The organism is Streptomyces sp. NPDC016851 (assembly GCF_055562795.1).
In genome coordinates this window covers 92,164-105,553 of sequence record NZ_JBVHEP010000016.1, presented here as the reverse complement: position 1 = coordinate 105,553, position 13,390 = coordinate 92,164, and the positions used below count along the sequence as shown (strand labels likewise).

The window sequence follows — 13,390 nt, the reverse complement described above, 5'->3', positions numbered from 1 at the left end:
CGAGTTCCGGAAGTGGGGCCGGAGTAGTGCGGGCGAAGATGGCGTTTCCCCTTCTGACTGGCTCGGTCGGGAGGAACAGGCCCCGGGGCGTCGAAATGCTTGGTCGTGTGCCGCCGCCCCGGAGGCCGACGCGGTTCAGCGGCGGTGGTCGCGGAGCATGGAGCGCAGGACGACGGCGGCCACGGCAACGGAGATCGCCGTGACGGCGACGGCCGCCAGGAGCGCGGTGAGGACGACTCCACCGACGACCAAGGCCACGACGGTCTTCTCATCGACGGACACCGACGGGAGCGAGCGCCGTACGGGTGCCGTCTCGGTCGGCGTGTGGGTGTGAGCGGGCGGCGGGGTCGGGCTGTCGGGGTACTTCGGGAGGAACACGGAGGTCTCCTTATCTACTCGTCTAGGCGTGCGAGCCGTTTATGACGGTCACGCCGGAGCGCGTGCCGGACTCGATGGCGGGTGCGAGGAAGGTGCGGGAGAGCCAGAAGCCGAAGAGGGCGATCAGGACGACGATCCAGACGCGGACGCCGAGGAACCTGACTGCTCCCCAGGCGAAGAAGCCGAGGACGACGACAAGCGGCAGGCTGACGGTCACGGAGTGAGAGTCCTTTCAGCGAACGGGGCAGCGGTGGGTACGGGCGGCCAGCTCGGCGGCCGGGCGGCTGTCGTAGTCGGTGGAGAAGCCGCAGCGCGGGGCGGTGCAGGCGGCGGTGTGCTTCTCCTGGCCCCGGCCGTCGTAGTACGTGCCGACCCGGACGGGGCCGATGCGGACGACGTTGCGGAAGCGGCGATTAGCGCTCACGAGGTCTCCTTCAGAGGTGGGTGGCGATGGCTTCGGCCATAGGTGCTGGGACGCCGAGGCGGGCGCGGAGCGTTGGGGTGTCAATGGGTGTTCCGGTACGGGTGTGGTGTTCAGCGGCGACCTTGCGAGCGTGGGCGACCAGGGCGGCCGGAACGGGCAAGGCGGGACGCTCGGGCGGCTCGTGCTCGTCGGCCGGGTGGGGCGGAGCTTGTTCGGTGGCCGGGCGTGCAGGCGGCTCGGGACGGGGTTCTGGCGCCGCCGTGCGGTCGTGGATCTCGTCGTCCCTGTCGTGATCGGCGGCCTTGTCGGGCGTTGTCGGTGCGGAGTGCGCGAGCAGCGTGCCGCCGAGGAAGGCGACCGCGGGCCAGCCCGCGACGAGGATGCGCAGCCAGGCCGGGACGTGGTTCAGGTCGAGGAGGCCGGCGGTGGCGACGTTGGCTCCGAGGGAGGCGGTGAGGGCGATGACGAACCAGCACCACCCGGCCGCTTTGGCTTCCCCGGAGCGCAGTCGGCGCCAGGCGGCGACGAGCAGCAGGTCGACGCTGATCGGGTAGGCCCAGGCTTTCCATCCGTCCTGTCCGGCCGCCGAGGCGATGTCGTGTAGGTGAGCGAAGGACAGTGCGGCAGCGATGACGGCTTGGATGAGCACCGCGTCCACGCGGGCCAGTTGGGCGCGCATGATGCGGCTCCTTCCGGGTTCAGGCATGCGAGGGGTAGGGACTTGGCGTGAGACGGTCACGCCGACCGGGTTGGTGGAGGAGGTCAGCCGGTTGCCGGGCGCGGTTCGATGACCGGGGCCTGGGATTCAACCCGGCGGTACCGTCACCTCGGGCTGGAAGGGCTTGAGTACGGTCAGGTCCGGCACCTGGTGCGCGTATTCGCGGCAGGTCTCGGCGGCGTCACCGAGGGACAGGTAAGGCGTGCGGATGCGTGACCAGCCGCCGGAGGTGTCACCTGCCACGGCGAGGCCGGGCCGTTCGGGGGCGATGGCACATGCGGCGGTGACCGCTTCGGGTGCGATGTCGCCGAGTGCCATCTTGGCGGAGGCTTCGTCGTTGACGCGGTGGCAGACGCGGCCGGTCAACTGGGCTCGCAGCATGGTGGCGCCCTTGCCGAGTTCGGCGCCGAAGCGCTGGCCGCAGACCTCCAGGTAGATGCCGGCCGCGCGGCCGAGTTGGGCGAGCCGGATGAGCTGGGTGACCATCTCGTCCCGGCGTTCCTCGTCCTTCCTGGTGGCGACGAGGAAGAGTTCAGCGACCTCGTCCACGAACAGCACGAGGGGGACGGGGCGTTCGGACTCGGGCAGTCCCCAGATGTCGGAGGTGATCTTTTCGGCCGGGGTGTCCGGGGCGATGCCCTGCCGGGCCTTGATCAGGTCGTATCGGTCTTCCATTTCCTTCACGAGCACGGGCAGCAGCTCAGCGGCCTGCTCCGGTTCGGTCGCCAGCGCGGAGAGGCGGGCCGCGAACGGCGCCAGTTCCACACCACGCTTGCAGTCGATCCCGACCAGGGCGACCGACTGAGGGGCGAGTCCGGCGATCAGGTGCCGCAGGTACATGGACTTGCCCGACAGCGTGGCCCCGAGGGTGAGTTGGTGGGGCACGGTCCGGTAGTCGCGTATGAACGGCATGGCGTCCTCCCGCAGCGCCACCGGCACCTGAAGGAACCCGGCGTCCACCTTGCGCGGCATCCGCACCTGCCGCAGCACATCGAAGCCGACCAGCCGCAGCTCAACCACACCCGGCTTGACCGTGGTCACGTACACGGAGTGAACGCCCCAGGCATGCCGCAGCCGTTCCGCCGAGGCGGCGACGTCGGCTGGTTCCTGCCCCGGAGCGAGCCGCAGACGGAGCCGCAGCCCGGTCGAGGTGGGCCGGATGATGCCCCGACGCGGCGGTACGGGACGAACTTCACGGCGGGTGGTGGCCTTGACCGCCAGCATCCGCATCCGGGACGGAGCCACGGTCAGGCCGCAGGCCTCCATGACCGAGCCGTACGAGCTGAGGAGCCGGGCCGTGGATATCGGCAGGCCGACCGTGGACCAGTACACCCCGGGATGCTTGGCCCGGGCGTAGGCGGCCCCGCCGCCGAGTGCGGCGACAGGACCACCCACTTCCAGGAGTGTCGTCAGATCGGTCATCAGGCAGCGGCCCCGTTGGCGGCCGGGAACGCGGCCGGAGTCACGGCGGCGGCCCGGTAGGCGATGCCGTGCCGCTGCTGCCCGTTGAAGACGCTCTCCCACGGCCGGGCCACCAGACCCGGAAGCGAGACCGGAGCCCCGAGCGTCAGCCCCTCGGAAACGCCGCTCTCGGGAACGGTGACCTTGATCAGCGACGATTCGCCGTCCTCCAGGTAGACGACGCCGATCGTCATCAGTTCCTCTCCGCTGGTGGCGTCCTTGGCGATCTCGCCCGTCTGCCGGTCGCGGACCTTGGGCTCGGGGGCCTCGGTCAGCAGGATCGTTGCGGCCGAGGTCTCTACACGGATGGTGCGCAAGACTTCTTCCCATCTACTCGTCTATACAAGATGCGGCGCTCGAACCCGATCTCCCGGGAACGGCAACCACCTTGCCACACCACTTGCCCACTCGTCTATACGAGTATGCCTGTTCGGGTGTACGAGTTCCTTTGCAACCATCCCGAGGACGCTCAGACAGCAGCACGGAACCGCGCGCGCTCGCCGTTGATGCGGATCAGGAAGTCCGTCATCGAGCCCCCATCTCCCTCGGAGATGAGGGCGAGACCTGCCGTGCGAATGGACTCGTCAGCAGCCAGCGCCGCTTCCCTGTCCCCTCCCAACCAGGCGTCACGTGCCTCGTCGAAGAGATGGCGAAGCGCGGTCCACCCAGGGCCGGGTTCGAAACGGCAGTCCGTCCAGAACATGTCGACCTCTTCCAACACCAGCGTTCCAACGAGTCGCTCTCCTTGAGTGAGCCTCCAGCTCTGCACAGCCTTCCTCCTCTCTATGTAGCCGGGAGCTGGTAGGACAGCACGTACGCGTCGGCTGCCATGACCGTGTCGCAGACCTCTACGGCCCGCCCTTCCTGGTCGAACGCGGTCCGCACCAGGTGAATGACCGGCACACCGGAGGCCAGCCGCAGCGTCCGAACCTCATCAGGCGAGGGCATCCGAGCACGGATCTCTTCCTCGAAGTGGTCGAGGCGGTGCCCCAGCTCCTCAAGTCGGGCATAGATGCCCCCGGGCCCTGGGTTCGGCTCGGCGATCGGCGTACCGCGCGCGATGTCGAGCGGCAGATACGAGGTGGCGAACTCCACAGGCCGCCCCTCCAGCAGATACCGGCGACGCCGGGCCAGCACCCGCCGCACGGACCCGAGCCGGGTGGAGACATCCTGACTGGCCTTCTCCTCCTTCACCTCCAGACTGTCCACCTGCGGGTGACTGCCGGCGGCGTCGGCCTCCACGATGAACGCGGACTTCCCCTGCTCGCGATGACGCCGGGCGAACCGGTCTGAGGCGAGACGCCTGACAGGCGGTCGTGGTCGCACGAAGACGCCCTTGCCGTGCTCGGCGTGCACCAGGCCCTCGCCCTGAAGGACGGAGAAGGAGTTTCGAACCGTCATACGGGAAACCCCGTAATGCTCGACAAGTTCGGCCTCGGAGGGGAGCTTTTCGCCCTCCTTGAATCGCCCACGGTCGATGGCCTCGCGCAGCTGGTCGGCGATCTGCCGGAAGACCGCACGATCGCTCGTGGGGTCGAGGTCGCCGAGGAGGCCGGAGGAAAGAGAGGGCACGTGTACTCCTTTAGGTATCTAGACGAGTGGGCGAGCTTTGTTGCTACGGTGGAGAGCCTAGCCAGCCGAGAGGGCAGAGGAACGTGAGCACCGACCGTCCGCACTCCGTGAGCGTCGCCGGAGTCATCGTCGACGACCAGGACCGCGCCCTCTTGATCAAGCGCCGCGACAACGGCCACTGGGAACCCCCAGGCGGCATCCTCGAACGCGAGGAAACCATCCCCGAGGCCCTTCAGCGCGAAGTCCTCGAAGAGACCGGCATCAAGATCGCGCTTCCCGCGACCCTGACCGGGATCTACAAGAACATGAAGGGCTTGATCGTCTCCATGGTCTTCCGCTGTGAGGCCGCCGACGGCACGCCCACCACCGGGGACGAGACCCGCGCACTGCGCTGGGCCACCCGCGAAGAAGTTATCGAACTCGCCGACGAGGCATACGCGATCCGCGTCCTGGACGCATTGGACGCTGCAGCCCCGCCGGCCATCCGCGCCCACGACGGCGTGAAACTCGTCTAGCCCGAACCCGCTGCACATGGCGGCCTACCAGCACGAAGGAACTTGTATGCACGAGTATACGAGCACCGCCCGGGTCTGGGGACTCACTTGCCCAGGATTTCCGGAGGAGGTGAGCCGGGCCCGCCGCTGGACGCGGGACATCCTGCGCGGATCTCCCCTGGCCGACGACGCCGAACTGATCGTGAGCGAGCTGAGCGCGAACGCGATCCTCCACACCGCGAGCGGCGGACTCGGCAGCTTTCACCTGGCCCTCGCGGTCTCCCCCAAGGTGGTTGCCCTGTCGGTCACCGACGAGGGAGGAATGGGCACGGCCCCGAAGGTCGAGCAGCCGAGCATGGACGCGGTACACGGCCGCGGCTTGGGCATGGTCAGCGTCATCGCACACCGGGTCGTCGTCCACGGCAGCCACAGCGGCTACACCGTCACCGCCGAACTCTTCACGGACACCCGACCGGGAGGCCACCCGTGCTGATGGACAAGCCCCAGCGAGGCTTCTGGTGCGAGTGCTGGACACAAGACGTCAACGACGAGACAGGACTGCCGGCGCTTCGGGCATCCTTCGACGCCTACTTGGCACCGCAGGCAGACAGATGGGTAGCGGTCGCCCTGCGCACGATCTCACCAGCACTCGACCCCGACGCCTCCAGCGAGGTCTGGGCCTGGCTCTATGACGGCCGCATCGAGACGCGCCGAGCCCTCTTACGCATGGAACCTTGCACGGTCTCTGTAACCCATGCCAGCACCCGCATCACATGGACGATCCGACCAGTGGTCTTCCTGCCGTTGGCCCACCGCGACGGCGTCGCTCTCCCAGCCTGCGCGTACGACTTCAATCCCCGCGCCACAGACTGAGTTACAACTTTCTCTACTGGTTCAAGGCACCCGCCGCGCACAGCGCGGCGCGCGCGGCCCGTCGCCCGGGCCGACGCTCCTGTCTACGCCCCGCTCCGGCCCGGCCGCCGGCCGCACGCCTCTGGCTCTGGGTTGCTGAGGGGAGAAACCCGCTGTGGCTGGGGCGGTCGGCTCCGCGGCTTTAGCCACCTCCCCGGTCCGGGTCCCGCGCCGAGCAAGACCAGGGGGCCACTCGTGCTCATTACGGGCAGGCCCAAAGCCTGCCCGAGTTGCCAACCAGCGTACGGCCCCCTGATCATGCTCGGCCCCAAACCGGGCAGGCCACCGGCCAAACCGCTCCGCCGACCTGCGCTGACCCAACTCGAGGCCCAACCATCAAAACCAGGACGCCCGACATACAAATCACTATGATTGGGGATACACCACAGGCGCTAATCACTCACCCTGGAAGCCGCTGAGCCATGCAGAACGATTCAACAGACGCCATCGATCAGATGAAGCATGAACTAGGCGAAGCCGACCCTAGAGTCCTGTTCGAGGCAGCTTGTAGGGAAGCCAACCTCGAAACTAAATGGTTGCAATCCGGCGAGCACATTTACTTGAGAGTCGCTTTCCCGAATGGGCGGAACAAAAGATGGCGGTCCGTGAGCACCCGAATGGCCGAACGGTACCTTGACCTAGGTTTGCGGTTTACGTTTCTGGGCGACTACGACGCGGTCCTTTTTAAGGATTCGGCCACCATCGAGGCAACCCTCGTCCACCTCAGGCCCCCAGGGGGACGTCTATCCGCTATTCCCGGGACTCGCCGCGTCGGCAGCACCCAGTTGGAAATCCCTGGTTCCGACACTGAAGACTTGGAGGAAAATGAAGCCGGGATAGATGCCAGTGAAAGCACTATTGGACTCAATGATGCATGGGTTTTGCCTCTCACCCCCACGCCCGCCCAGCCAAACCTTCGAGTAGAGCTCGGATCTGCCTCGCAAGAGTTTGCGAAGATTTCTGAGTTCTCCATTAGAAGAGGCTCCATGCGAGAAGAGAATCAGCTACCCAACGGTATGGGTCGATTCTCATCGCTGAAAATCTTCGGAGTCACAGAGTCCCGGCATGACGAGGCTCTATCTATTTTGAAGAAGGTGTCGGACTCAGTCTTCTTTGAGCTTGACCTGCATTACAATGTCGCCATTAAGATCGGCCCTTCACTTACCGCTGACCGGGCGCGCCTGAGGGGGCGCAAGCCCTCAGCCACTACGACAGGCGAGCCCCCGAAGAACCCGCAGAACCAATACCCTGAAAAACCACTAGGCCTTTACTGGTACGGTCGATCCTCAAGCGGAATCCCCCTCTTGGAATACTTGGCCTATTACCAGGTCCTGGAGTACTTCTTCCCAAGCTTCAGCCACAAAGCCACTCTGGAAAAGCTACGCAATGAACTGCTGGATCCTCGCTTCCGAGCAGACGACAACAGTAGCCTCATGAAGATTCTGAACCTCGCCTCAGGAACGGGAAGGGGCTATGGAAGCGAGCGGGATCAACTTAAATCTACTGTAGCAGGGTGTGTAACAGAGGCCCACGTTCGCGATCTCATTGAAGGTGATACAGACCTCAAGGAGCACTTCTCGGGGAAACGGAAAATCAAAGACGTCGCATCGATCAATCTAGCTGACTCAAAAAGCGATCTACTATCTTCAGTTGCTAACAGGATCTACGACATCAGGTGCCGTATCGTTCACACAAAGGAAGACGGCGGAAACGCCTCAGTCGACCTATTGTTGCCGTTTTCCAAAGAAGCAGAGGAGCTACGGCCAGACATCGAGCTTGTAAAGTTCATTGCGCAGAAGGCTCTAATCGCTGGCGCCACACGCTTGCACACCTAGGAGCCGCGGCGTGAACGCGCGCTGATCGAACCCACAGGCGGTTCCGCAGTCGTGCCGGCCCGTGCCCGACGGGTCTGGCAGTCACGGCGAACAGCGGGTTCAAACGGACAGCTTCCGGCTCCGCCTGGAGCCTAGTTGCCTCAGGTCAGACGGGCATTGCTGCGCACGACTCCAGTGATTCCCAAGCTGAGGGCTCAGGCACCGTCGTCACGGAGCGGCCGTCCCGGCTTGCTCTGGTAGCGACATGGCAGCCTGGCTGAGGCCGGCGGGGGGCAGCGAGGCACACGCGCGCCTGATCGGTCGGCGCACCCGCCGTCGTGGCTGACTGTCGTCGGCTGACGCACAAACAATCCTGTGTCCCACGAGGGTGTTGACGCGGTGGCCGTCAGCAGAGACCCCGTCTTCAACGTGCTGCCAAGGGGGTCCTGATCACCACATCGTGGTTCGGCAGGGCAAGCCACGACTTTGCCCGCCAACACGGCCGGCTCCAGCTCATCGAAAGGCCGGAACTCAAGTACCTGATCAAGGAACACCTTGGTAAGGATGTGATCCCTGGGCCGGTTCCCCCGAAGAGGCGCCCCTCACGCTGAGGCCACCGGCCCGCGCACGCAGACCGAGGAGCTGGGCCGTCCCTGGGCCGTCCGAGACCGCTCGACAGTGGCCAATGACGACCAACGACGACCACCAGGATCACGATCCCGCCGCCCCTGACCAGCAAAAGCGAGCTAACCAAGACCCCCGACAACACCCAGGGCTAGAAGAAACAGTTTTCGCGATCATGCCCCTGAGCTGCGCATACAGCGCGGATCGGGGGCATTCTCGTGGCCTGGGCCACTGTGGGCCCTCAGTCCCCAGAGCCTCGCGGCCAGAGCGCCAGCCCGAGGGTGTTCCGGGCGCGGTCCCGGCTGCTCGGCATGAGGTGCGCGACACCTTCAGCGTCAGGCCCGTATCAGAGTGCCCGAGGTACTCCCTCACGGCCTTGATGTTCTCCCCGGCGTCCAGGAGAACGGACGCGTAGAAGATGAGATGCCGGCACCGCGAGCTGTTTGCGAAGCCCTAACCCGGTGCAGCCCTCGGCCCCTCAACGTCTCGGTCTCCCCAAACGGAGGGAGAGTATTGCGTTCAATCGTGACGAAACCATGAAAAGTAGGCGATCGAAGAAGCCGATGCGCTTCCGTCCTGTTGGGGAAGATAGAGATTCCCTGACTTCCTGAAGATCGCATGCCTTTCTGCTCGTTTCTTCGGGCGCCAGCAGCGCTACCACAGACAGGGCGCGAATTACTAGTGCCGCGGTTTGCTTGTCGACATCCTGCAGGAATCCATGCGCTCCAATATTCCGAAGGTTGCGTCCCGGCGTCAGGAGTAGAGCGCGTATGAAGGAAGACCAGTCTGGGTCGAACCCGTGCTTGTCAAGTAGCGGAAGCATGGCGCCCAGGCCTGGGAATTGTCCCAGCGATTTCTCCTCTTCGACGCGGTAAATCGGTTCATCTAGCAGCAACAGAAGCGATCTGACAGCTGCCTCAACTCTTGGCATTGCCAACTGTACGCAAGAAATGTAGTCGCGTCCCCAGTAGAGCAGTAGGCTTTCCGCGAGTGATGTGGAGAGGCCAGGATCTGACCCGTACCGTTCCGCGAGCCACGCGGCAAGGTCTCCGGTTGGAGGGATCACGTGCGTACCCGCCATTCGGTCCAATGCTGCCGAAAGAATGCCGCCCTGCGTTCCCATGGCTATGCTTTCGATGCTGTTGATTTGATACTGTAGCTTTTCGCTCTCTGTGCCGTAAGATTTCTGCGGGAGCCCGTGAGCGCCGTAAGTGGCTGTACCCATTATCTTATGGGTTATCGAGTTCTCGATGATGCGCTTAGCTATCCTTTCGTTTTCCTCGCGCGATCCGGTAGGGGATGGGGTTTCGAAAAATGCAATAAGCGCGTCGAACAATTCAGGTTGATCGAAAGTTCGCACATAAGATTCAATGTCGCTCGCGCGTATGGTTGAGGCAGCCCTGATGGTCATCCATTGAAACGTCGATGGGTCGATCGCTTGCAGTTTCCTCACGCATTCACCGTGGATATCATCCAGGTGGAACTTCCGCGCGAATTTAGCAGCTTCTTGCAGCCAGTGTGTTTTCGCGTGCCCTTCCGTTGCCTGCTCGGCCGCTTCCATTAGATTCGATGCGGCTTTGCGAAGCGCGAGATCTATCAGCTCCTTGTTGCTCAGGCAGTCACGTGCCATGTAGGCGAGCTGCTTGGAAAGGTGATCTGCCTTATATCGGTCAAGTGCGGAAAATAGGTAATCGATCGCCTCGGCGGGAATGTCGGCCTGCTTTGGCCCCTTCTTTTCCTTGAGTCGACCTTCCAAAAGGCATCGAAGAAGCGGAAGTACGGTGCCAGGGGCCGATGCGTCTGCTCTCAACGTGCTCCCGACAAGACCTATCATGGCTTTCTCGACTGAAGGTTCAAGATCTTTCAGTCGTAGAGGTCGAAGAATTGACCAGGCTCGCACCAGCATCACGCTCTTATCGAGCTGGCTAAAATTTCCGTTCTGTGCGGCTACGTAAGATTCCACCGCCCGACGTGCGTATATGTGCGGCTTGGGGTATCGAGCAGAAAACAACAGATCTGCCAGAAGGCCCTGAATTTCAGGTTCGATGCTTTCGGACAGAAGGCTGTCCCACAGCTTCAGAACTTCCGATCCAGCCGCCCTAATAGGGCGTGGCCAGAAATGTCCCTCTCCGGTTTCGTTTAGAGGCTCAAGGGTTGCACCTGGCTTCGACCCGGGACCCCGCTCCAAGTGGAGGCGATAGTAGAAGGTGGAAGCGACTTCCCTGACCTCCGCTTCGATTTTTGCGTCCTCTTGTCCCTGCTCTCTAAAGATGCGACTCGCAATTTCATGATGACTCGTGGCGGTGCTATGCGCTCGCGTTATCAGTGTGCGAATTGTGTTAATTCGATCTTGATCGTAAGAGAACGCAATAGGCTCTGCCGCTCGTTCATCGCTGGGAACGCTGTCCATCCGGCCCTGCCCCCCTTGAATAGACCGATCAGCCGCGACCTGCTCGGCTGCTGTTCTTTGACTCATCGTCGCTCGAAGAGTCTGCCCGACCGGGGATGCCGCTGGAGGTGATTTTTGCTGGAGTAGCGCAGTCCAACCATTGGCCCGTGCCACTGAGGACGTGAGGGGGAACGGCTGCGGCGGCGTCGGTGCTGGGCCCTCCTATCCCATGGCGCAAGAAGACAGATCTTGGCCGGGCCTCGGCGGCGCCCAAGGGTGGCTACGCCTATGGCGGTCCTCAGTCAGCCGTGGACTATGCGTGGACTCGTCGCAGCTGGTCTGCCCCGCGCAGGGCGTGGCCTGCCGCGTTACCCAGCTACCAAGCGGCCTCCGGAGCCGTCTGCGCAGGTTCGAATCCTGCCGGGGGCACTCCGGGAAAGCCTCCCGGCCTGCAGAAATACAGGTCGGGAGTTGCGTTCACGACGACGCCCGCCGTTGGTGCGTTTCTCTAGGGCCAAAGGCGCTTGGCTCGGCCCTCGCACGTCACTTTCAGGACTGGACTCCCACCCTGCGCCGATCCAGGGGCGCGTCGCTTTCACTTCAGCACAGCACGCCGCCAACCCTGCCCGGCCGACCGCCGGGGCAGCCGTCCAAAGAAGAACACGACCGCGATCACCGTCAGTGCCGCGGCCAACGGCGAAGTCGCCGCCGAAGGCAGGACGTCAACCACCACTCGGAGGGGGCGGGGGCGAGTCGCCACCCCCTGGCGGACGTTCCGGGCGAGCAACGCCGGGTGCCAGCTCCCGCGCTCGGCGACCGGGCATGGGCGGTGGCCGTGGCGACCGAACGGGTGCCTACCCGAGGGGTGCCTGCGCGAGCGACGCACCGCAGGAAAGCCCTGCTCAGGGTGGTCCGGCGGAAGATCGGGGCGCGGTCACACCGCGAACGTCCGGCCCTTGTGTCCGGTCGTCGCCTCCTTGGCGCGGGCGAGGAACTCGGACGCGGTGCGAGGCTAGGCGAGGGCGGTCAGCGGGCTCTGAGCCGTGCGCCGTGCGAACTCGACGGGCTGCCCCTCGTCCGACGAGTCGGCGAAGCCGGTCAGCGCTGCGACGAGCAGCACCGCCAGCGCGGCAGAGGTGCTCCTCACGCGACGGCCCTTGGCCCGACCGTGCAGCGTCAGATAGAAAGTCTGGAGCGATTCTCCGGGTCCGCCGTGGTCGAAGCGGTTGCGGACCTTGCCGAGCGGGTTCCATACCCGGCCGTCCGGCATCTGCACCCCGACCGGCTGGACGAAGTAGGTGCGCTGGTCGGCGTCGAAGTCCACCCACACCGCCCCCGCACGGCGCACGAGCACCTCACCGACGTAGGCGCCGAGCCCGAACAGAGTGTCCCCCACCTGCTCGCGTCCGGCCCCGCCTTTGCGCAGCCCGTCGATCAGGAAGTCCACGATCCGCAGGCTGGCCACGGAGTAGTCCAGCGGCAGCCGGGTGCGGGCGGTGACACGGGCGACGAACCTCGCGGCGCACGACCGCATCACTTCGGCCTCCGGAACATGTCCGTCCACTGGGCTCATGGGACCCCACCCCTTCGCTCGCTCCGTCGGGAGTCCTGTTTGCGGAACTCCCGATCGATCAAGCGGATGTCACGTCACCAACATCACGGGTCACAGGCGTGTTGATTCACACACATGAAGGTCACAGGACGCGTACAACCTTTCACCCTTTCGTTGGTCGGCGTCGGCGTGACGGGGGAGCCGGACTGGTCCGACGCGTTGCACGCACGCGGGCGGGCGCGCGGGCCAGGGGAATCGAGGCCGATTGCAGGGCTACTCCTGCCGGCGCTCCTCGCAGTGACGGAAGACGTCCCCCTCGGTGTCGCCCATTCGGTCCAGGACGCCGGATCCGACCAGTTGAGCACCCAGGCCGGTGTGGGCCGGGCCGGAGCCCGGCCCGGCCCACACCTGTTCACGTCAACTCCAGGACATGCCCGCGTACGGATCGGGTTCACCGGTCCACGGGTCAAGGCCCTGGGCGAGGCGGCGTCGCTGCTCCGCCTCGTTGAGGAAGAGAGCCGAGCCCGTACCCCAGAAGGAGAGGTCTCCGAGCGGACAGTCGTCGAACTCCGCCCGGATGACGCGCACGAAGAACTCGACCACCCCGCAGTCGTAGCGTCGCCAGAGGTTGTCGTCCCTGTTGTACACAAGCAGTGGCCAGGTGACCGGGTCCTCGGTCGAGGTGTCCCAGCACAGGATGTCGGCCGCGCTGGAGACCCCCCACGCGATCAGCACCGGATCAAGGCCGGCCGCTTCGGGGACTTTCGGGATCCTGCCCCAGGCTCCCTTGGCGTTGGCCGTCTCCTCGGCCATGGCGTCGGAACCCGGTGCGGACGACTCTCCCTTGGAGTAGGGCGCCAGGACCGCCAGGCATGCCTCGATCGACCCCGCTCCGTACACGTCGAGGAACCGACGGTAGTCGGGCGGGAACTGCTTGCCCCAGGACCGCGCCACGCGGTCCCAGTCCATCCGGGTGTCGCTCGCCGCCGTGGGAGGCATGACGCGCTGGAGGTCGTCCCATGCCGTCATGGCGCCGCTCCTTCCGTCTCGAT

The 13,390-nt window shown here is 64.8% G+C and carries 15 protein-coding genes and 2 pseudogenes; 5 read left to right on the top strand and 12 right to left on the bottom strand.

From position 1 onward, the window contains the following. Positions 1-135: 135 nt before the first annotated feature. The 8 genes and pseudogenes from ACZ3I3_RS24870 to ACZ3I3_RS24835 all read right to left on the bottom strand — a co-directional run bounded on the left by ACZ3I3_RS24870 (position 136) and on the right by ACZ3I3_RS24835 (position 4,553). Positions 136-378 (bottom strand): SpdD protein, encoded by a 243-nt coding sequence (locus ACZ3I3_RS24870; RefSeq protein ID WP_467368507.1) that lies wholly within the window; start codon positions 376-378, stop codon positions 136-138. A gap of 22 nt (positions 379-400) precedes the next feature. Then, positions 401-595 (bottom strand): hypothetical protein, encoded by a 195-nt coding sequence (locus tag ACZ3I3_RS24865; protein ID WP_102910781.1) that lies wholly within the window; start codon positions 593-595, stop codon positions 401-403. Positions 596-610: 15 nt separating this feature from the next. Continuing rightward, positions 611-802, bottom strand: a complete 192-nt coding sequence (locus tag ACZ3I3_RS24860; RefSeq protein ID WP_467368505.1) for a mobile element transfer protein — start codon at positions 800-802, stop codon at positions 611-613. Between the two features lie 10 nt (positions 803-812). Continuing rightward, a complete protein-coding gene (locus ACZ3I3_RS24855; RefSeq protein ID WP_467368503.1) occupies positions 813-1,481 on the bottom strand; it encodes a DUF2637 domain-containing protein in 669 nt (222 codons plus the stop codon). A gap of 83 nt (positions 1,482-1,564) precedes the next feature. Continuing rightward, positions 1,565-2,942, bottom strand: a pseudogene (locus ACZ3I3_RS24850) (FtsK/SpoIIIE domain-containing protein). Further along, a complete protein-coding gene (locus ACZ3I3_RS24845; protein ID WP_467368501.1) occupies positions 2,942-3,298 on the bottom strand; it encodes an SCO3933 family regulatory protein in 357 nt (118 codons plus the stop codon). The pseudogene ACZ3I3_RS24850 and the gene ACZ3I3_RS24845 overlap by 1 nt, the downstream one beginning before the upstream one ends. 152 nt (positions 3,299-3,450) lie before the next feature. Continuing rightward, positions 3,451-3,750: a hypothetical protein gene (locus ACZ3I3_RS24840; protein WP_467368499.1), complete on the bottom strand. Its 300-nt coding sequence runs from the start codon at positions 3,748-3,750 to the stop codon at positions 3,451-3,453. Positions 3,751-3,764: 14 nt separating this feature from the next. Continuing rightward, on the bottom strand, positions 3,765-4,553 hold the full coding sequence (locus ACZ3I3_RS24835; RefSeq protein ID WP_467368497.1) for a GntR family transcriptional regulator: 789 nt from the start codon (positions 4,551-4,553) through the stop codon (positions 3,765-3,767). Positions 4,554-4,660: 107 nt separating this feature from the next. Here ACZ3I3_RS24835 and ACZ3I3_RS24830 point away from each other — a divergent pair, with 107 nt between their 5' ends. The 5 genes from ACZ3I3_RS24830 (at position 4,661) to ACZ3I3_RS24810 (ending at position 8,384) form a co-directional block, all read left to right on the top strand. Continuing rightward, positions 4,661-5,068 (top strand): NUDIX hydrolase, encoded by a 408-nt coding sequence (locus tag ACZ3I3_RS24830; RefSeq protein WP_351026277.1) that lies wholly within the window; start codon positions 4,661-4,663, stop codon positions 5,066-5,068. Positions 5,069-5,114: 46 nt separating this feature from the next. Next, on the top strand, positions 5,115-5,540 hold the full coding sequence (locus ACZ3I3_RS24825; RefSeq protein ID WP_467368496.1) for an ATP-binding protein: 426 nt from the start codon (positions 5,115-5,117) through the stop codon (positions 5,538-5,540). Continuing rightward, a complete protein-coding gene (locus ACZ3I3_RS24820) occupies positions 5,540-5,920 on the top strand; it encodes a hypothetical protein (RefSeq protein ID WP_467368661.1) in 381 nt (126 codons plus the stop codon). The genes ACZ3I3_RS24825 and ACZ3I3_RS24820 overlap by 1 nt, the downstream gene beginning before the upstream one ends. A 461-nt stretch (positions 5,921-6,381) precedes the next feature. Further along, positions 6,382-7,794: a hypothetical protein gene (locus ACZ3I3_RS24815; protein WP_467368494.1), complete on the top strand. Its 1,413-nt coding sequence runs from the start codon at positions 6,382-6,384 to the stop codon at positions 7,792-7,794. Positions 7,795-8,219: 425 nt separating this feature from the next. Beyond that, positions 8,220-8,384 carry a hypothetical protein gene (locus tag ACZ3I3_RS24810; RefSeq protein WP_467368659.1) on the top strand — a complete coding sequence of 55 codons (165 nt, stop codon included), beginning with the start codon at positions 8,220-8,222 and terminating at the stop codon, positions 8,382-8,384. Positions 8,385-8,638: 254 nt separating this feature from the next. Here the strand turns inward: ACZ3I3_RS24810 and ACZ3I3_RS24805 are convergent. The 4 genes and pseudogenes from ACZ3I3_RS24805 to ACZ3I3_RS24790 all read right to left on the bottom strand — a co-directional run. Then, a pseudogene (locus ACZ3I3_RS24805) lies at positions 8,639-8,814 on the bottom strand (site-specific integrase); the annotation flags it as partial. Between the two features lie 61 nt (positions 8,815-8,875). After that, positions 8,876-10,807: a DUF4209 domain-containing protein gene (locus ACZ3I3_RS24800; protein ID WP_467368492.1), complete on the bottom strand. Its 1,932-nt coding sequence runs from the start codon at positions 10,805-10,807 to the stop codon at positions 8,876-8,878. 991 nt (positions 10,808-11,798) lie between these two features. Then, the gene (locus tag ACZ3I3_RS24795; RefSeq protein WP_467368490.1) at positions 11,799-12,359 is read right to left on the bottom strand and encodes a hypothetical protein; all 561 of its coding nucleotides are present in this window, start codon (positions 12,357-12,359) and stop codon (positions 11,799-11,801) included. A gap of 396 nt (positions 12,360-12,755) precedes the next feature. Continuing rightward, entirely contained in the window at positions 12,756-13,367 is a 612-nt protein-coding gene (locus ACZ3I3_RS24790) for an SMI1/KNR4 family protein (RefSeq protein ID WP_467368488.1), read from the bottom strand. Positions 13,368-13,390: the final 23 nt, after the last annotated feature.